Here is an 18,659-nt window from a genome sequence, read left to right on the forward strand (position 1 = left end):
CGTAGTTTGCGCCCTTTTCACGCGTCAGCCCTGGCTGGCGTCACTATCCCTCTGAAAACTACACCGTGAATCACGGTCAGAGCGGACCGGAGTAAATCACTTAATGTCTTTTGACTCTCTCGGCCTGAGTGCCGATATTTTGCGCGCGGTCGCCGAACAAGGCTACAGCGAACCCACTCCTATCCAGCGCCAGGCGATTCCTGTTGTGCTGGCAGGCCGCGATCTGCTGGCGAGCGCCCAGACCGGCACCGGCAAAACAGCCGGCTTTACCTTACCGATGTTACAAAAACTCTCTGCCACTGCCACGCCCATCCGCGGTCGTCGCCCGGTGCGCGCCCTGATCCTGACCCCAACCCGTGAACTCGCGGCGCAGGTCGGCGAAAACGTCAGCGACTACAGCAAATATCTCTCGCTGCGTTCCATGGTGGTGTTTGGTGGCGTCAGCATCAATCCACAGATGGTAAAACTGCGTGGCGGCGTCGATATCCTGGTGGCAACGCCTGGACGCCTGCTGGATCTGGCACAACAGAATGCGGTTGACCTGTCACAGGTCGAAATTCTGGTGCTGGATGAAGCGGACCGTATGCTGGATATGGGCTTTATCCACGACATCCGTCGCGTACTGGCACGTCTGCCGGCCAAACGTCAGAACCTGCTGTTCTCTGCCACCTTCTCTGATGAGATCAAAGGCCTGGCTGAGAAACTGCTGACCAACCCGGAAATGATTGAAGTGGCTCGCCGCAACACCGCCTCCGAGCAGGTCGCGCAGCAGGTGGCTTTCGTTGATAAGAAGCGTAAGCGTGAATTGTTGTCTCAGCTGATTGGCGAAGGCAACTGGCAGCAGGTGCTGGTCTTTACCCGTACCAAACACGGCGCGAACCACCTTGCCGAGCAACTGGGTAAAGATGGTATCTCCGCTGCCGCGATCCATGGCAACAAAAGCCAGGGTGCACGTACCCGCGCGCTGGCCGACTTTAAGTCAGGCGGAATTCGCGTCCTGGTTGCCACCGATATCGCGGCCCGTGGCCTGGATATCGAAGAGCTGCCACACGTCGTGAACTATGAGCTGCCTAACGTCGCCGAAGATTACGTTCACCGTATTGGCCGTACCGGCCGTGCGGCGGCGACAGGTGTCGCACTGTCGCTGGTTTGCGTCGATGAGCATAAACTGCTGCGTGATATCGAACGTCTGCTGAAGCGTGAAATCCCGCGTCTGGCCGTTGAGGGTTATGAACCCGATCCGAGCATCAAAGCGGAGCCGATCATCAACGGTCGTCAGCAGCAGTCTCGCGGCGGTGCAGGTGGCGGCGGCGGCGGCCGTGGTCGCAGCCAGGGCGGACAGGGTGCAGGCGCATCGCGCTCATCTTCATCCGGCGAAAAGCGTCCTCAGGCGCGTCGTCAGAGCCAGGCCGCTCCTCAGGGCGATAGGCCCGCAGCCCGTCCGCGTCGTCCGGCAGCAGCGAAGCGTACCGGAAACGTCTGAGTATGAGGGTTTTACTGGCACCGATGGAGGGCGTGCTGGATTCACTGGTGCGCCAGCTGTTATCGGAAGTAAACGACTACGATCTCTGCATCACTGAGTTTTTGCGCGTGGTCGATCAACTGCTGCCGGTAAAATCTTTCTACCGTCTCTGCCCCGAACTGCATAACGCCAGCCGCACGCCTTCCGGCACGCGGGTGCGTATGCAGCTGCTGGGGCAGCATCCCGAATGGTTAGCCGAAAACGCCGCACGTGCGGTGGAGCTGGGCTCATGGGGTGTGGATCTCAACTGTGGTTGTCCTTCTAAGCTGGTCAACGGCAGCGGAGGCGGCGCAACTCTTCTTAAAGATCCCGATCTGATCTATCGCGGCGCGAAAGCGATGCGTGAAGCGGTGCCTGCAGATTTGCCGGTAACGGTGAAAGTGCGGCTCGGCTGGGACTCCAGCGCCCGCAGTCTGGAGATTGCCGATGCGGTGCAACAGGCCGGTGCCAGCGAGCTGGCGGTGCATGGGCGGACCAAAGAAGAGGGCTATCGCGCAGAGGCGATCAACTGGCAGGCGATTGGCGACATTCGTCAGCGGCTGCGCATTCCGGTGATTGCCAATGGCGAAATCTGGGACTGGCAAAGCGCGCAACACTGTATGGCGGTAACCGGCTGCGATGCGGTGATGATTGGCCGTGGCGCACTGAACATCCCCAACCTGAGCCGGGTAGTGAAATATAACGAGCCGCCGATGGCCTGGCCTGATGTGGTGCGGTTATTACAGAAATACAGCCGGCTGGAAAAGCAGGGCGATACCGGTCTCTATCACGTGGCGCGTATCAAACAGTGGCTCGGTTATCTGCGCAAAGCCTATGGCGAAGCCGATGGCTTATTCAGCGAAATCCGTGCGTTAAAATCGTCGGGCGACATTGCACAGGCGATTGATCGTCACGCACATGTTCATGGTTTGTGATAAAAAATCAGGCGACCCCTTAGCGGCCTGACGGTATAGTGGGAAAAATTTCCTGGACCCCTTGCCTGCTATGTCTGACTCCGCTGTGTTGAGCAACAGCCAGCTCAACAAACGAATCCTCTCTGTTATTATCTTCACCTTCTTCTGCTATCTCTCTGTCGGACTGCCGCTGGCCGTGCTGCCAGGCTTCGTCAAAAATCATCTTGGCTTCAGCTCCTTTATCGCCGGACTGATTATCAGCATTCAATACTTTGCGACGCTGCTCAGCCGTCCGCAGTCGGGCCGTCTGGCCGATCGCCTTGGGCCAAAGCGGGTGGTGATGCTGGGACTGCTCTGCTGCGGTATGAGCGGGGTGCTGACTATCGTGGCCGCACTGCTGAGCGGCTGGCCGTGGCTGAGTCTGGCGCTGCTGGCCATCGGACGGCTGTTTCTCGGCGTAGGTGAAAGCTTCAGCAGCACCGGCTCTACCCTGTGGGGTATGAACATCGTCGGGCCAATGCAGACCGCGCGCGTGATCTCCTGGAACGGTGTTGCGACCTATCTGGCCATGGCCGTCGGTGCACCGCTGGGCGTGCTGCTGAACAGTGAATTTGGTATGAGTGGATTTGCCGGGCTGATTGCGCTGATGGGCGTGGCGGGCTATCTGATGGCCAGTCGCAAACCGGCGGTGACGGTCAGTGTGGGCGAGCGCATTCCGTTTCACCGCGTCTTTTCGCGCGTCTGGCTTTATGGCCTGGCGCTGGGCTTCGGCACCATCGGTTTTGGCGTTATCGCCACCTTTATCACCCTCTATTTTGCCAGCCGTGACTGGCAGGGCGCGGCCTATGCGCTGACGCTGTTCAGCCTGGGTTTTGTGCTGGTGCGTCTGGGGTTTGGTCGCTTTATTACCCGTTTCGGCGGGCTGCGCGTGTCGCTCTTCTCATTCCTGCTGGAATGTCTGGGACTACTGATTATCTGGCAGGCGGACAGCGCCTGGCTGGTAGGGGCGGGCGCATTCCTTACCGGCAGCGGATTTTCGCTGGTCTTTCCGGCGCTGGGCGTTGAGGCGGTTAAACGGGTTGAGCGCCAGGATCAGGGCTCTGCGCTGGGCACCTATTCCGCTTTTCTCGATCTGGGCCTGGGTTTAACCGGCCCGGTGGCGGGATTGCTTATCGGACACTGGGGGGATGCAGTCAGTCTATCTGGCGGCGGCGTTGATGGTGCTGGGAGCGCTACTGATTACCCTGCGGCTTTACTGGCAGCAGCGGCTTATCGCCTGAATGACGATAAGCCGCAAACCGTTAAAAATGGCTGAACGCCCAGTAGAGCAGGGCAGAGAGCAGAATAGAAACCGGCAGCGTTAAAATCCAGGCGACGGCCAGGTTACGCAGCGTCGAGAGCTGCAAGCCGGAACGGTTCGCCGCCATGGTGCCCGCCACGCCGGATGAGAGCACGTGGGTGGTAGAAACCGGTAAACCGAAACCGTCTGCCGCGCCGATGGTCATCATCGCCACCAGTTCGGCGCTGGCGCCCTGGGCATAGCTCAGATGGGTTTTACCGATCCGTTCTCCCACTGTGACTACAATCCGGCGCCAGCCGACCATGGTGCCCAGTCCCAGCGCAATCGCCACCACCACTTTCACCCACATCGGAATAAAGCGGGTGGCGCTGTCGAGTTCCGTTTTCACTGCCTTAAGGTTGCGTTCCGTCTCCTGCGGCAGTCTGACCTCGGCGCTCTGCAGATGCTTGATCGATTCTGACGCCAGATACATCTGGTTGCGGGTATTGGTCACCGCCTGGGCTGGAATGTTTTCCATTGAACCGTAACGACGAATCTCATCGCCGACTTCGCGCAGCGTCATCGCCAGCGCGGGCAGCACGTCGGGATTCATGCTGTTGCTGCCAACAAAGCCGGTCAGTACCTCACGGGCCGGAGGAGGGTTCGCCGAAGCGGGTTGCAGTTGCAGCAGCTGATGGGCGGTCACTTCGTTCAGCGCCGCGACGCGCGGGATCTGATCGGGTGGCAGCGATCGGTTCAGGGCGTAGGCGATCGGCATGGTGCCCACCAGGATCAGCATAATCAGCCCCATTCCTTTCTGACCATCGTTAGAGCCGTGCGCAAACGACACGCCGGTACAGGTCAGGATCAGCAGGCCGCGGATCCAGACCGGTGGCGGCTGATTGCTTTCTGGCGCCTGATAAAGCTGGCGATTGCGGATAAACAGTTTCATCACCCACAGCAGCAGCCCGGCGCAGACAAAGCCGACCACCGGCGACAGCAGCAGTGCATAGCCGACCTTCAGTGCCTGATCCCAGTCAACCCCGCTCAGACCGCTGCGTCCGTGCAGCATCGCATTGGCAACGCCGACGCCGATGATCGAGCCGATCAGCGTATGGGACGACGACGACGGCAGCCCTAAATACCAGGTGCCCAGGTTCCAGATAATCGCTGAGAAGAGCAGCGCATAGACCATGGCAAACCCGCTGCCGCTGCTGGCCTGCAGGATCAACTCCACCGGCAGCAGTGAGATAATGCCAAACGCCACCACGCCGCTGGAGAGCAGCACACCCAGAAAGTTACAGAAACCGGACCAGACCACCGCGACGCCGGGCGTCAGCGAATGGGTGTAGATCACGGTCGCCACGGCATTGGCGGTATCGTGAAAGCCATTCACGAACTCAAAGCCGAGCGCAATCAGCAGTGCCAGCCCCAGCAGAAAGAACGGCAGATAGCTGGTGACCGGCATATTGGTCTCTTCAACATCGCTGACCAGATTGAGACCGGCGAACGCCAGTCCGGCAACCAGCAGAATAAAGAACAGCGGTTTACTGAAACGGCTATTTTTGCCGTTGAAATCGGGGCGACCTCGGGCTGATGAGGAGGAGAGACTGTTTTCGCTCATGGTGTACCTCTGGTGGCTGATGCCGGATGCTGATTTGCACCGGGTCAACGCAGTGTGATACGCGCTTTATATGACAGATTAATGATCGTCGGACGGGGCATTCTGAGCGGAGTGCGGGGAAAAACGCAGAAACGCAGGCAATAAAAAAAGCCAGCGACAGGCGCTGGCTTCTGAAAGCAGGACGGCAATTACGAGCTGGTATTGGCCGCGGCTGCAGGGGCTGCTGGTGTTACCGGAGCGGCCGGTGCGGCTGGCTCAGTGGCCGGCTGCTGTGGCTGCGCGGCATCACTGTTTGCGCCCTGAGAGGTGACTGGCGTCATTGGCTCTTCCTGTGGCACAGCCTGCGGATTTTCCGGCATCGGAACTGGCGCAGTCTGGATGTTGTTCTCCACGCCGTTCACTTTTACTGGCATACCGGTACGGCGCTGAATCGCGCCATTAACCTGATCCTGATTGACGCTGGCATCAACCAGAACTTTGCTCACCGCCTGATTCAGCGTAATCGGCACCAGCTCACGCGAGTTGAACTGCTCTTCGGTGGTCGACAGCGGGTTATGCACTTCTACATACCGTGAACCGTCTGGCTCCACGGTCGCTTTTACCGGCTGATCAACGAACTGTACGCGCGTACCGACCGGCACGTTCTGATACAGCCATTTGATATCGTCAGCGCGCAGACGCACACAACCATGGCTCACGCGCAGGCCGATACCGAAGTTGGCGTTGGTGCCGTGAATCGCATAGAGGCGACCGATATAGAGCGCATACAGGCCCATCGGGTTATCCGGGCCTGGCGGGAAGACCGCTGGCAGGGTTTCACCGCGCGCCGCGTAATCCGCATGCATGCCTTTGGTTGGCGTCCAGGTCGGGCCATCTTTTTTTACGTTCTACCGCTGTGGTCCAGTTAATCGGGGTATCTTTACCCAGTTCACCGATACCAATAGGCAACACCACCACGGTTTTGCTGCCTTTCGGATAGTAGTAAAGACGCATCTCCGCGCTGTTAATCACAATGCCTTCACGCGGTGCGTCCGGCAGGATCAGCTGCTGTGGGATGATCATTTTGCTGCCAGCCTTAGGCAGATAAACGTCAACACCCGGATTGGCTTCCAGCATATTGCTGAGGCCCATCTGGTACTGCGCCGCAAAAGCTTCCAGCGGCAGTTTGCTGTCTTCAGGGACAGTAATTTCGATATTTTCGCCGATCAGACGGCTGTTGGCCGGCGGTAACGGGTAAACCACAGCAAAGGCTGACTGGCTGAAGGCCGCCAGAGCCAGTGCGATTGAAGCGAAAGCGCGAATGATTTTCATATTTTACAATTCTTTATCGCCATATTTCAGGCTGTTCAGTGTGTCGAATTCATGCTGGCCAATGTGACCTGCTGCGCATTATATGTTCATTAATCTGACGTTGTGAATCGGGATTTTAACCTGCCTGCAATACTTTACGTAAATTCACCGCGGATGTTAGCGCATTTCCGGAAAGCAGGGCGCTAAAAATGGGGCTTTCCGGGCTTATCGCTGACTAAGGTTGCCACTGTGTTTGTTCGCCGCTGAGTTTGCGGTTCAGGAAAAAGGCGGCACTGATTAACGCCAGATGGGTCAGCGCCTGCGGCGTGTTGCCCAGCGCATGGCCGTGGCTGTCAAACTCCTCCGCGTAGAGGCCCAGTGGATTGGCGTAGCTCAGCAACTTTTCAAATTCAAAATGCGCTTCCTGAATCCGGCCCGCGCGCGCCAGACACTCGACATACCAGAAGGAGCAGGCTCCGAACGACCCTTCTGAACCTTTCAGGCCATCGGCGGGCGTCTCATGCGTATTGTAACGGCGCACCATACCGTCGCTGACCAGATTGGTTTTGATCGCATCCAGCGTGGCAATCCAGTCCGGGTCGGTGGCTCCCACAAAACGCACCAGCGGCATCAGCAGCATTGAGGCGTCGAGATATTCGCCATGACGGGTCGAAGAGAAGTGACCCTTCTCACTGTTCCAGAAGTTAGCCCAGATATCTTCGCGGATCTCCCGGCGCGCCCGATCCCAGCGTTCATAAGGCATTGGCAGCGATCGCTTCATGCCCAGACGCAGCGCGCGATCCATCGCCACCCAGCACATCAGACGAGAGTGCAGGAAATGTTCCGGTTCACCGCGCATCTCCCAGATACCGGCATCGGGCTGATCCCAGTTCTCACACAGCCAGTCGATCATTTTGACGACATGTTCCCAGCCGCGCTGGGAGATCGCCTCACCATATTTATTGGCCAGATAGACCGCATCCATCAGCTCGCCATAGATGTCGAGCTGGGTCTGCTGCCAGGCGTCATTGCCGATGCGCACCGGACGGGAGTCGGCATAGCCGGAGAGATTCAGCAGCTCCATCTCGTGTAGCTCGGTGCCGCTGTCCAGCCGGTACATGACCTGCAGGCGCATCTCATCGTGATGGCTGTTTTCAACGCAGCGACCAACCCAGTGGGTAAAGAGTTTGGCTTCATCAATATAGCCCAGCCGCATCAGGGCATACATGCTGAACGAGGCGTCACGGATCCAGGAGGCGCGATAGTCCCAGTTGCGTTCACCGCCCAGCTCTTCGGGCAGGCCAAAGGTTGCCGCCGCCGCAATAGAGCCGTGCTGATGTGAGGTCAGCAGTTTGAGGACCAGCGCCGAACGCTGCACCATTTCGCGCCAGCGTCCCTGATAGTTACTGTGGGCGCTCCAGCGTCGCCAGTAGTTCAGCGTCTCTTCAAAGCAGTGTTCGGTGGTCAGCGCTTCGATATGCGCATCATCCACGCTGCCAAATTCAAACTGCGCATGTTCACCGGGTTGTAACGTGAAGAGGGCGGTCGCGCTCTCATCCTCCAGCGTCATCACCACGCTGGCGGCGAGACGCAACGACGGCTGGCCTTCGGCATGAAAATCGATACAGCCGTTGTGCGCCTCTGCGCGGGTCTGCGCCCGGGCATAGTCGTGGCGCGGTGAACAGCGCAGGCTAAAGGTCGCGCTGCCGCGTACCATTTTGACCCGCCGGATCAGACGCGGCAGCTTGTCCTTGTCATCACAAATCGGCATGTAGTCGGTAATCTCCGCCACGCCTTCATCATCCAGCCAGCGGGTCTGCAGGATGTTGGTATCGGGCAGGTAGAGCTGCTGACGTCGCGCATTGGGCCAGTCAGGGGCCAGGGAGAAAAGCCCGGCATCATCGCTGTCGAGCAGGGCGGCAAAGACCGACGGGCTGTCGAGTTCCGGCCAGCAGAGATAATCAATGGTGCCATCATTCGCGACCAGTGCGCAGGTGCGCAAATCTCCGATCACGCCATGGTCTTCAATCTTACGTTTTACCTTACTCATCCTCATCTCCCTGTCAGTGTCCATCCTAACTATAGCTGAGCCATCTGATGCGGCTTCGTTTGGGCACAGATGGTTAACGTACGGTTGAATGAGGCAGGGAAGGGGTGAGGGCGGGTGAAACATGGGAAATCGCCAGCAGGGTCGCCTGTCGCTGCTCAGCGTCGGCGACCTTTGCCACCGGTCAGCTCACTCTCATAGCCGGTGGCGTCTGCTGGCGAATCCGTGGTTCATTTATTCCTGATCGGCACGACGATTGTGCCAGCGGCGGATCACCCAGCGCAGCGCAAAGGCGAAAACCACTGCGCCGACCAGCCACAGCAGATGCTTCAGATGCTGGTCGAGTTTATGCAGCCACGGCGCGATGATGCCGCCCGCGAAATAGCCCAGGGTGACAAAGATCAGCGCCCAGATGGCCGCCCCGATGACGTTAAGAATAAAAAACTTCATCGGATTGAGGCGGCTGGCCCCAATGATGATTGGGCCAATCAGTCGAAAGCCATACATAAAGCGCACGCCAATCACAAACAGGCTGGGACGGCGTTTAATCAGGCGGTTCGCCTTGACCACTTTATCCTGATGCTTTTTAAAGCGGCGCAGGATCTGTGTGCCCCAGCGGCGACCGACCCAGTAGAGCAGTTGATCGCCGACAATACCGCCACCCATCGCGGCCAGCACCACCCCTACATAATGCAGCAGCCCCTCATGCGCGGCGACGCCGCCCAGCAACGTAAATGTTTCCCCCTCGGCGATACAGCCAATAAAAAGTGCCAGATAACCGTACTGCGTAATTAATGCGTTGATATCCAGATGCAAAATGACCCTCCCTGTTCAGTGACTGTTTCTTCAAGTCTATACGCGATTTGGCTTCGCTTCCGCCCATGGCTCATGGGGCGTTTATTTATGCTGTTTTTTTTGTCCGGTCACCACGAAAGTTTCGCTGCCGTTTATACTTGAGAGGACGCTGCCCCCAAAGACGGATGCATTATCGGGCGGCCCACTGCATCAGAGGAGTGAATCTATGAATCATGTCTGGGGTCTGCTGGCGCATCCGAATCAGGAAATGCGTCATATCAAGCAAGAGAATGAGAGCGTATCTCACCATTACACCCACCATGTTCTGCTGATGGCGGCGATTCCGGTGATCTGCGCCTTTATCGGTACAACTCAGCTGGGCTGGAATCTGGGCGAGGGGCAATATGTGCAACTCAACCTGTTGACCGGGATTGGGCTTGGCATTCTGTTCTATCTGATTATTCTGGGTGGCGTCGCGGTAATGGGACGCGTGATTCACTGGATGGCACGTGATTATCCGCAGCGCCCCGGCGTACAGCGCTGTACGGTGTTTGCGGGCTATGTGGCCACGCCGCTGTTTCTCAGCGGGCTGGTGGCGCTCTATCCGCTGGTCTGGCTCTGCGTGCTGGCGGGCGCCCTGGCGCTGCTCTACACCGGCTATCTGCTCTATATCGGTATTCCACTATTTCTTAATATTGACCGTGACGAGAGTCTGCGCTTTTCCGGTTCAACGCTGGCCATCGGCGTGCTGGTATTTGAAGTATTACTGGCATTAACCGTGGTGCTGTGGGGATACGGACCGCATCTGTTCTGACCGACCGCTGCCGCCACTCTGGCGGCAGTTCTCTTTTTTACGCCCGGAAACACTCTCACCAGGAAATTTCTTAACCTTACGGGTATGATATCGCCGCCAGCCCGCGCTCTGACCTCACTGAAGCGGGCGGCCTGTGTCGGTCTGACACAGTACATATTCATAACCGGGTTTTTTCTACGATGCCTGCAAAAATTCGTTCCACCCTGCTTTCGCTGGCGCTGCTCGTTTCAGGGCAGATTGTTTCACTTCCGGCGCAGGCGACGACGTCGCTGTCGCAACTGGCGCCGATTGCTCAGCCGCAGATCGCCTCTGGCAGTGCGATGATTGTCGATCTCACGACCAATAAAGTGCTGTTTTCAAGCCACCCTGATCGGGTCAGGCCCATTGCCTCCATCACCAAGCTGATGACTGCTATGGTGGTGCTGGATGCGCATCTGCCGATGAACGAGATGATAACTGTCGATGTCAGCCAGACGCCGGAAATGCGGGGTGTATTCTCACGCGTTAAGCTCAACAGCCAGATCAGCCGCCGGAATATGCTGCTGCTGGCGCTGATGTCCTCAGAAAACCGCGCCGCCGCCAGCCTGGCTCATGCTTATCCGGGCGGCTATAACGCTTTTATCCGGGCGATGAACGCGAAAGCGCGGTCACTGGGCATGAAACAGACCCGCTACGTGGAGCCAACCGGCCTGTCGACGCAAAACGTCTCCAGCGCGCAGGATCTGGTTAAACTACTCAAAGCGACGCGGGAATATCCGCTGCTTGGCGCGCTCAGCACCACTAAAGAGGAGACGGCGGTGTTTGCCCATCCGAGCTATGCGCTGCCGTTCCGCAACACCAACCATCTGGTCTATAAAGATGACTGGCATATTCAGCTGACTAAAACCGGCTACACCGATGAGGCGGGCCACTGCCTGGTGATGCGCACCATGATTAATAATCGTCCGGTGGCGCTGGTGGTGCTGGATGCCTTTGGCAAATATACCCACTTTGCCGACGCTAACCGTCTGCGCAGCTGGATTGAGACCGGTAAAGCGGCGCCGGTGCCGGCTGCCGCACTGGCCTATAAAAAACAGAAGTCGGGCCAGGTTGCCAGTAATGGGGCCAGCAGCGCCGACGTTGAGTAGAATATAGCCGGTGTTGCGCGCTGCGGACACTGGCATTACCTGCAGGCTGAGCGGGTATCCGGGATGATGCAGGCAGAGGCGTACAGCGATTTTCACGCTTCTGTCTGCACCGAATTAGCCCGAAAAATGCCCGTTATTCCTATATTGCCATCCCTTGCAAAGCCCTACACTACGCGCGACTGGCGAGGGACGATCGCCTGATTTAAGCTGCCGGAATCTTACTCATATGTTTAAGCTACGATCCTTTTTTTGCATTGTTAATGCTGGCGCTGGTGGCGTTTGCCCCGGCGCTGACGCTGGCCGCGGATGATAAGGCCACTGCTGCTCAGGAACAGGATGCTCCGCCGAAGCTGAATGCTGCGGTTGAACTGCCGAAAATGCAGAAGATCCTCGATAAAATCAAAAGTCAGGTCTCCGTTGATGCTGGCGAAAACAAGCTGACTCAGCTGAATGAAATGGCGCTTGAGCTCTCAGGCAGTGCCGACACGCTGGGCCAGGCGCTGCTCCCCGATCGCCAGCAACTGGAAGCCCAGTTGCAGGTTCTGGGGCCGGCACCTAAAGCCGACAGCGGCGTAAAAGAGACGTCGGAAGTGACGCGCAAGCGTAACGCGCTGGAGAGTCAGAAAAGCAAACTCGACGACCAGATCAAACAGGCCGAAGGCATTAAAAATGGCGCGCTGATGCTCTCCTCGCAGATTGTTAACCTGCGCCGCGATCAGCTGAAAAGCCAACTGGCGCTGAACTCCGGCACCATTCTGGGGCCGCGCTTCTGGTCACCGCTGCTCAATAGTCAGGATCTGGATGGCGAGAAAATCGGTGAATTCCTGCAGGAGTTGCAGGACACTGCGGCACTCTCATGGGAGCCGGGCTGGCGCGTGGGCAGTGTCTTCTGGCTGTTGGCTGCGATGCTGGTGATGACGGCTGGCCGTCGTTACAGCGAAGAGTTTCTGGCCTGGATTAGCATTCACAAACTGCCGGAAGGGAAGCTGCGCCGCAGTTTCCTGGCGGCAGCGATAGCCCTGACCACCCTGGTGGCTGTCGTCCTCACCTTTAACTTTATCGCCCTGGCCTTTACCCGCCGTGATGAGGTTTCTGAAAACGTTCAGGACTTTGTGGATCAACTGGTTCGGCTCAGTGTCTTTTGTGGCCTGATTGCCGGACTGGGACGCGCTTTCCTCTCTACCCGTCGACCCAGCTGGCGGTTACCGACCATCTCCAATGAAGTGGCGATGGCGTTAAAACCGTTTCCACCGATTACCGCCGTGCTGGTCTTTATCTTCCAGACGGTCGAAGCGTTTAACTACAGCGTCGGCACCAGCCTGAATACCACCATTTTTGCCAACGGGCTGACGGCACTGCTGATTGGTACTACCGCGCTGGCGATCAGCATGCGCACCAACCGGGTTCGTCGCCGTATGACCCAGGCGGGCACACCACCAGAGGCTCGTTCTACGCTGGTCGGACTGATCCAGATGGGCCTGACGCTGACCGGCATCGCCATTCTGGTGTCGCTGCTCATCGGTTACGTCACGCTGGCACGCTTCCTGAGTTATGAAGTGATCTGGTGCGGCCTGCTGTTTGGTTCGTTCTACTTCCTCAGTCATCTGCTCAACGATGGCTGTGAGAGCCTGTTCTCGACCAGTAACGCAACCGGTCGCCGTATTCAGAGTTCGCTTAACATCAATGAGCGCCATCTGCAGCAAACGGCTACGTTGCTGACGGCCATCGGTAAAACCTTCCTGGTGCTGGTTGTGGCGCTGGCGCTGGTCAACGGGACCTTTGCCTCTTCAACGCCGATTGAACTGCTGCAAAAAGTGATTGAGTTCTGGGGCGGTAAAGGGCTTGAATCCCTGAATATCGTCCCGGCGCATATGGTGAATGCGATTATCTGCCTGATCGTCGGCATCTATGTGCTGCGAACGGTGCGCCGCTGGCTCGACACTGATTTTCTGCCGAAAACCACCATGGATGTGGGCATGCGGGTGTCGCTGGTGACGCTGTTCAGCAACATCGGTTATGTACTGGTCATCCTGCTGACGTTGTCGATCATGGGTCTGCAGTGGAATAAGCTGGCCTGGATCGTCAGTGCCTTGTCGGTAGGTATCGGTTTTGGCTTACAGGAGATTGTGAAGAATTTTATCTCGGGGCTGATTCTGTTGACCGAGCGGCCAGTGAAGGTTGGCGATCTGGTGAGCATCAGCGGTATCGAAGGGGATATCCGCCGGATTAACGTGCGCGCTACCGAGATCCAGCTGGGCGATAAATCCACGGTGATTGTGCCGAACTCGCAGTTTATCTCGCAGAACGTGCGAAATGCCACCATGGGTAATGCGCAGGGGGTGGTCACGATTACGCTGACGTTCCCGCTCGACATCGATCCGGCGAAAGTGCGCGATATCCTGCTGGAAGTCTACAACGAAAATGAACGCATTCTGGAGACGCCAGAGCCATCCGTTTCGTTTAAAGATCTGACTCAGCAGGGAATTATACTGAGCGTCACCGGTAACGTGGCGGGTCAGCGCCAGATCGCAGGGGCGAAGAGCGATCTGCTGTTCGATATTCTGACGCGTCTGCGTAAAGAGGGCATTCTGCTTTCCACACCGCAAACCATGATTATCGAGCGCCGTCAGCAGATGGCGGGTGCGGAGCCGGTCCCCGAAGAGAAGCTGGTTTAGGTGTGAAAGGGCCGACTTCTGTCTAATGCTGATCAGTTAAGATCAGATTTGTAAAGGCTGCCACGGTCAAACGTGGCAGCCTTTTTTCTGGGCGAGCGAGCAGCAGCGGCGCTCAGGCCTTCACTATCGTGCCCTTTTTAACAATACACACTGAAGTTTCAGAGCAGGCTGGGGCCGGGCAGGGGCAGGTAATCCGCAGCGCTGAACAGAATGAGTCTGCCAGGAGAGCCCGCAGGACGCGGGCGAAAGGCGGGGCGGCACAGGATGTGCCATCCCCGGCGGTCCGTCAGGCAGGCGAATGAAGTGAAGGAACCGCGCAGCGGCGCGAGGACCGCCAGCCCCTGCCCGGCACCAGACTGCGTTATCCCCTGTCGCTTAACTGACTGCCATTAGACTTCTGTCGGCCTTTTTCATATTCAAACGCTGGCTTCTCAGCCCGTTCACACTTCGCTTTCTACAGGGATTCAACGCGGCTGGTGTGCTGCCCGTCTCGGCTCACCGAGCGAATTGCCACCGCACCGCTGACCTGCGGCGGTCTGGTGGCATCGTAGCGCTGCCAGTTTGTGCCCTTGTCCAGGCTGTACTCCAGAGTAACGCCCGGTAAGGCCACGTTCATCGACAGGATGCCATCAACGATTCTGGCTCCCGGCACCGGCAGGCGATAATCGATACCCGCCTTATCCAGCTTCGCCAGTTCCCGCTGTCCCAGCAGATTGGCAAATCGCTGCCAGTCATTCAGGCGTGCCTGCAGATCGACGAGATGGGTTTTACCCCCCCGCATACTCCTGACCCGCCTTGTAATCCTGCTCCCAGCTGGCGCGGTGCCAGCTTCGTTCCGCTGCTGCAAACAGGCGAGGATAGATCATGTGCTCCATTTGAGCATCAGTGCGTACCGTTTCGCTCCACAGCTGGGCCGAAATGCCGTAAGCACCGCTCCAGAGCTTCTCTGATTTGGCGCTGAAAAAGTTGCCGTCGCGATCCACCGAGGTTTCAGCATTCTGCGGCAGGTTGTCCGGCGCGAAGCCAAAGATTTTGCGCTCGTCGTTGAAGCGCGTGCCCCAGTAATAGCCGCGTTCCAGCGGGTTAACTTCATACGGAAAATCCAGATAGAGATAGTCGGGGCTGGAGATCACCACGTCGTAACCTTTCTGTGACCAGTCGCTGGCTGTGTCAAAACCGCCCCAGTAGAGGGTGTCCCAGAAGTTGACCGCGACGCGCGGTGTGGCAAAGGCTGCTGAATCTTTGGCATGTTTTAAACCATCCTGCCAGGCCTGCATTTTGCCAATACCGTGCCGGTTAACAATGTCACTGACGGTCAGGGCAAAGTAGCTCGGCAGGTGCGCCAGATCGTCCACTTTGCCGCTCTTCACCAGCGCCTGACAAACCTGCGATTTCGCCCACGGCAGATCTTCTTTACTCCAGTCGCGCAGACCGGTGCCCGGTTTAGGGTCGCGTTTATCCGAGTAGCCAGCACCCAGCCGGATATTCTTCGCTTCGTCACCGCCAAAATGCCAGACACCGAGCGGCTGTCCCGCTTCCCGGTGCATTGCCTGCATCTCACCGATCACTTTATCGACAAACCGCTGCGAACCCGCAATGCAGGGATTGAGATAGCTGGTGCGATCATAGAGCTGCACCGAGGTGGTATTGGAGTCGTCGGTGGGATCGATCAGGCGATACGCACTGGCCTGTTCAGATTGTCCCTCCTTCATCAGCCGCTGATAGCGCGCTTCCATGGCGATGACGGCGGCACGGGCATGGGCGGGCATATCGATTTCCGGGATCACCTGGATGTGACGGGCCTGCGCATACTTCACAATCTCGATGTAGTCGGCACGGCTGAAGTAGCCGCTGCCGTTGTTATCGCTGAACGGACCGGAACCGAGCTGCGGCAGCAGGCAGCGCTGTTCGCTCAGGTCATGGCAGCGTTTAGCCCCCACGTCAGTCAGTTCCGGTAAGCCGGGAATCTCAATCCGCCAGCCCTCATCGTCACTGAGGTGAAAGTGGAAGCGGTTCATCTTCCAGGCCGCCATCTGATCAAGCAGCCGCATGACCGCCTGTTTACTGTGAAAGTTACGGGCAACGTCGAGAAACGCGCCGCGATAGGCAAAGCGTGGCGCATCATGGGCTTCCAGCGTGGCAAAACGCGGCGCGCCTTCTGTAGGAATCAGCGAGAGAATCGACATCAGACCGTAGAACGCACCGGCAGCATCGTAGCCCACCACAATGGCACGGCGTGGGGTGATATCCAGATCGTATGCGCCCGGTTTAGCCTGTTTGCCGCTGAAGTGACCCGGTTTGATCTGCGTCCTGATGGCAAATCCGGCAGGATCTTCTTTCAGGCCGAGCAGGGTCAGACGCTGCTTCACCGCCTCACCGGTTTCACGGGTCAGCCCGGTCAGAGACAGACTGACGCCACGGCTGAGATCGGCATCCTGCGGACGCAGTTTTACCGCAAGCGGCGTGGGTGTGATTTGACCGCGCAGCGCGGAGGCGGGCAGGGTGGCAACATCGCTGTTTTTATCAAACCGGCTGGCGGGTTGCATCAGGATATTCCGGTCATCGGCACTGCGTCGCCAGTTATCCCCCAACGGCAACACAAACTGGCTGGGATCTTCATGATCGGTGCTGGCAATAATTTTGGGGGTGGCCTGCCCGGACGTCACATACCAGCGCGGCATCACATCCGTGGCAAACAGCTGCCAGTATTCGTTAACGATCGGAATCTGCACCGATTCGCCCGCGCCAATGCCGGTGAACTTCTCAGTCGGCTCCAGCCGGGTCAGGTCGCCGACCAGATGGGTCATTTTAAACTGTTCGTTATCGACCCGCAGCGTCTGGTGGACGTTGCTCATGTAGATTGCCCAGTGTTTATCGGTCAGGGCTGGGCCGTTATTGATCAGGGTAATGATGGCGCGATTGCAGGCGGCATAGTCGGCACCCAGCGCAGCGCAGTCGGTGCCATGCAGTGCGGCCTGATTATCGTTCACCTGATAAGTGACGCCAAACTGGCTGATCTGATTCACCACCTGCTGCGCTGACGAGCTGGCGTGGCCTGTGGCTGCAGCGCCCAGCAGAGTGAGCGCGATAAGGCTTAACTTAAACATATTGATTCATCCTTGCTGCTGAAGAGATATCCGGGAGTCTGCAGGGCGTCAGAACAGCGTAAACGGCACGATAACCATAAATTTGATGTCCTTCTCGTCCTGAAAAATGTTGCCGTAACCGCCGCTGTAACTGGGCAGATTGCTGTGATTGTCGTAGCGGGTGTAATGCAGTTTAAACAGGGTATCTTTGGCGCGGCCCTGCTGGATTTGATAGCTCAGATCAAGGTTCCAGGCGGACTCTTTCAGCCGCTGGCTCTGGTCAACGGTGGGCAGCGTGGCGGGTCTGGCATCCCAGCCCCAGACGTACGATGCGCCCACTTTCCATCCCGCCAGTTGCCACGGCGTTAAGTCGAGCATCGCCCCGGCAAAGATCGCTTTTTCGCCATTGGCGTTCCAGTCGGAACGGGCATCCCACCAGATATCCAGTCGTCCATTGGAGCTGGCGTAGCCTGGCGTCATGCGCTGCAGGAAGAAGCCCTGATTCCCCTCTGCTTTGACCCAGTTGCCTTCCAGGCGCAGATCAACCGGGCCGACGGTGTAACCGACCGTGATCGCCTGTAACCAGGCCAGGCCGTCATAGACATCACGGGGATTAGCGGCACCGCCCGCTACTTTGTCGTGCGCCCCATAAAACTGATAGCTGGTGTAAAGTGCATTGCCACCGGGCGTGGCTGACCACGAGGCTTTGGCAAAATATTGATCCATATAATCCGCCGCCTGGCCAAATGCGCCCTCAAGCACCAGGTTATTTTTGAAGTCATATTTCATACCGAACGAATGCAGGTAGCTGACAGATGTTTTGCCATCAGCCTGGCGAAAATTATATAAATCACGATACCAGGGCGCTTTATATTTGTCGCTCCACATCCAGGAGAGCGATAATGTACCAGCCTGCTGGAAATCATACAGCGCACCGACTTCGATGCCGCGATAAGTTCCGGGTAAAAAACTCCAGTGTGGCGCAATAATTGTCTGGCCGGTTGGCTGAATATAACCGGCACGCAACCAGTAATCGTTATATTTTAATTTCAGTGCGGCTTTATAAACAGAAGCACCGCCGCTGTCGCCATTCCACTTTTCATCCCAGCGGGTACGCGCCTTACTGAAGCCAATTTCATTGGGTGCGGCGGGGCCGCTGTTGGAAAGCTCAGCAGCACCGAAAATCGCGAGGTCCAGACCAATCCACTCTCCGGCATAGCCTGACTGATAGTCGAGATTACTGTTGAGCGAGGCATGATGTAAATTAGCCCGATACTGCCCCTGATATTCACTAGCGGGATTGGTGTCTCTGCGATCTCGCTGACGCTGCCAGTAAAAAAACATTACCTTTAAGCGATGAGTCCTCAATAAATCCGCTGGCGTAAGCCGGTGATGAACTTATTGCAGTTAACGCTATTAATACGGTGGCTATTTCAACTAACGCTAATGCGTAATTAATTTTTCGCATGATTATTCCTCCCTGAATGCAATCCGGATAATTAAGCAG

The 18,659-nt window shown here is 57.4% G+C and carries 8 protein-coding genes and 4 pseudogenes; 6 read left to right on the top strand and 6 right to left on the bottom strand.

Annotated features, from left to right (window positions below):
- Positions 1-103: 103 nt before the first annotated feature.
- The 3 genes and pseudogenes from rhlE (at position 104) to JNO11_RS05590 (ending at position 3,695) form a co-directional block, all read left to right on the top strand.
- On the top strand, positions 104-1,483 hold the full coding sequence (gene rhlE / locus JNO11_RS05580; RefSeq protein ID WP_022626008.1) for an ATP-dependent RNA helicase RhlE: 1,380 nt from the start codon (positions 104-106) through the stop codon (positions 1,481-1,483).
- Between the two features lie 2 nt (positions 1,484-1,485).
- Positions 1,486-2,436, top strand: a complete 951-nt coding sequence (gene dusC, locus JNO11_RS05585) for a tRNA dihydrouridine(16) synthase DusC (RefSeq protein ID WP_022626007.1) — start codon at positions 1,486-1,488, stop codon at positions 2,434-2,436.
- A 70-nt stretch (positions 2,437-2,506) separates the two neighbouring features.
- A pseudogene (locus JNO11_RS05590) lies at positions 2,507-3,695 on the top strand (MFS transporter).
- A 21-nt stretch (positions 3,696-3,716) separates the two neighbouring features.
- On the opposite strand, the gene JNO11_RS05595 reads toward JNO11_RS05590, so the two are convergent.
- The 4 genes and pseudogenes from JNO11_RS05595 to JNO11_RS05610 form a co-directional block, all read right to left on the bottom strand.
- Complete coding sequence (locus JNO11_RS05595) at positions 3,717-5,318, bottom strand: inorganic phosphate transporter (RefSeq protein WP_060679790.1); 1,602 nt, start codon at positions 5,316-5,318, stop codon at positions 3,717-3,719.
- 188 nt (positions 5,319-5,506) lie between these two features.
- Positions 5,507-6,629: pseudogene (locus JNO11_RS05600) on the bottom strand (L,D-transpeptidase family protein).
- A 214-nt stretch (positions 6,630-6,843) separates the two neighbouring features.
- Complete coding sequence (locus JNO11_RS05605) at positions 6,844-8,658, bottom strand: glycoside hydrolase family 15 protein (RefSeq protein ID WP_325177048.1); 1,815 nt, start codon at positions 8,656-8,658, stop codon at positions 6,844-6,846.
- Between the two features lie 231 nt (positions 8,659-8,889).
- Positions 8,890-9,471 carry a DedA family protein gene (locus JNO11_RS05610; protein ID WP_010260294.1) on the bottom strand — a complete coding sequence of 194 codons (582 nt, stop codon included), beginning with the start codon at positions 9,469-9,471 and terminating at the stop codon, positions 8,890-8,892.
- A gap of 205 nt (positions 9,472-9,676) precedes the next feature.
- On the opposite strand from JNO11_RS05610, the gene JNO11_RS05615 reads away from it, so the two are divergent.
- The 3 genes from JNO11_RS05615 (at position 9,677) to JNO11_RS05625 (ending at position 14,066) form a co-directional block, all read left to right on the top strand.
- Positions 9,677-10,264: a Yip1 family protein gene (locus tag JNO11_RS05615; RefSeq protein WP_191922009.1), complete on the top strand. Its 588-nt coding sequence runs from the start codon at positions 9,677-9,679 to the stop codon at positions 10,262-10,264.
- A 179-nt stretch (positions 10,265-10,443) separates the two neighbouring features.
- Complete coding sequence (pbpG, locus tag JNO11_RS05620; RefSeq protein ID WP_010669685.1) at positions 10,444-11,391, top strand: D-alanyl-D-alanine endopeptidase; 948 nt, start codon at positions 10,444-10,446, stop codon at positions 11,389-11,391.
- A gap of 260 nt (positions 11,392-11,651) precedes the next feature.
- Complete coding sequence (locus JNO11_RS05625; protein ID WP_325177049.1) at positions 11,652-14,066, top strand: DUF3772 domain-containing protein; 2,415 nt, start codon at positions 11,652-11,654, stop codon at positions 14,064-14,066.
- Positions 14,067-14,520: 454 nt separating this feature from the next.
- On the opposite strand, the pseudogene JNO11_RS05630 reads toward JNO11_RS05625, so the two are convergent.
- Together JNO11_RS05630 and JNO11_RS05635 are read right to left on the bottom strand one after the other, a co-directional pair.
- Positions 14,521-17,173 (bottom strand): annotated as a pseudogene (locus JNO11_RS05630) (beta-N-acetylhexosaminidase).
- Positions 17,174-17,221: 48 nt separating this feature from the next.
- A pseudogene (locus JNO11_RS05635) lies at positions 17,222-18,620 on the bottom strand (OprD family outer membrane porin).
- Positions 18,621-18,659 lie beyond the last annotated feature (39 nt).

It is taken from the genome of Pantoea sp. 1B4 (assembly GCF_016925765.1).
GTDB lineage: Bacteria > Pseudomonadota > Gammaproteobacteria > Enterobacterales > Enterobacteriaceae > Pantoea > Pantoea agglomerans.

What these genes read in the sequence shown, in the direction of transcription:
- JNO11_RS05595 (WP_060679790.1), bottom strand. Translation starts at nt 5,318, where the DNA reads ATGAGCGAAAACAGTCTCTCCTCCTCATCAGCCCGAGGTCGCCCCGAT.
- JNO11_RS05615 (WP_191922009.1), top strand. Translation starts at nt 9,677, where the DNA reads ATGAATCATGTCTGGGGTCTGCTGGCGCATCCGAATCAGGAAATGCGT.
- pbpG (WP_010669685.1), top strand. Translation starts at nt 10,444, where the DNA reads ATGCCTGCAAAAATTCGTTCCACCCTGCTTTCGCTGGCGCTGCTCGTT.
- rhlE (WP_022626008.1), top strand. Translation starts at nt 104, where the DNA reads ATGTCTTTTGACTCTCTCGGCCTGAGTGCCGATATTTTGCGCGCGGTC.
- JNO11_RS05605 (WP_325177048.1), bottom strand. Translation starts at nt 8,658, where the DNA reads ATGAGTAAGGTAAAACGTAAGATTGAAGACCATGGCGTGATCGGAGAT.
- JNO11_RS05625 (WP_325177049.1), top strand. Translation starts at nt 11,652, where the DNA reads ATGCTGGCGCTGGTGGCGTTTGCCCCGGCGCTGACGCTGGCCGCGGAT.
- dusC (WP_022626007.1), top strand. Translation starts at nt 1,486, where the DNA reads ATGAGGGTTTTACTGGCACCGATGGAGGGCGTGCTGGATTCACTGGTG.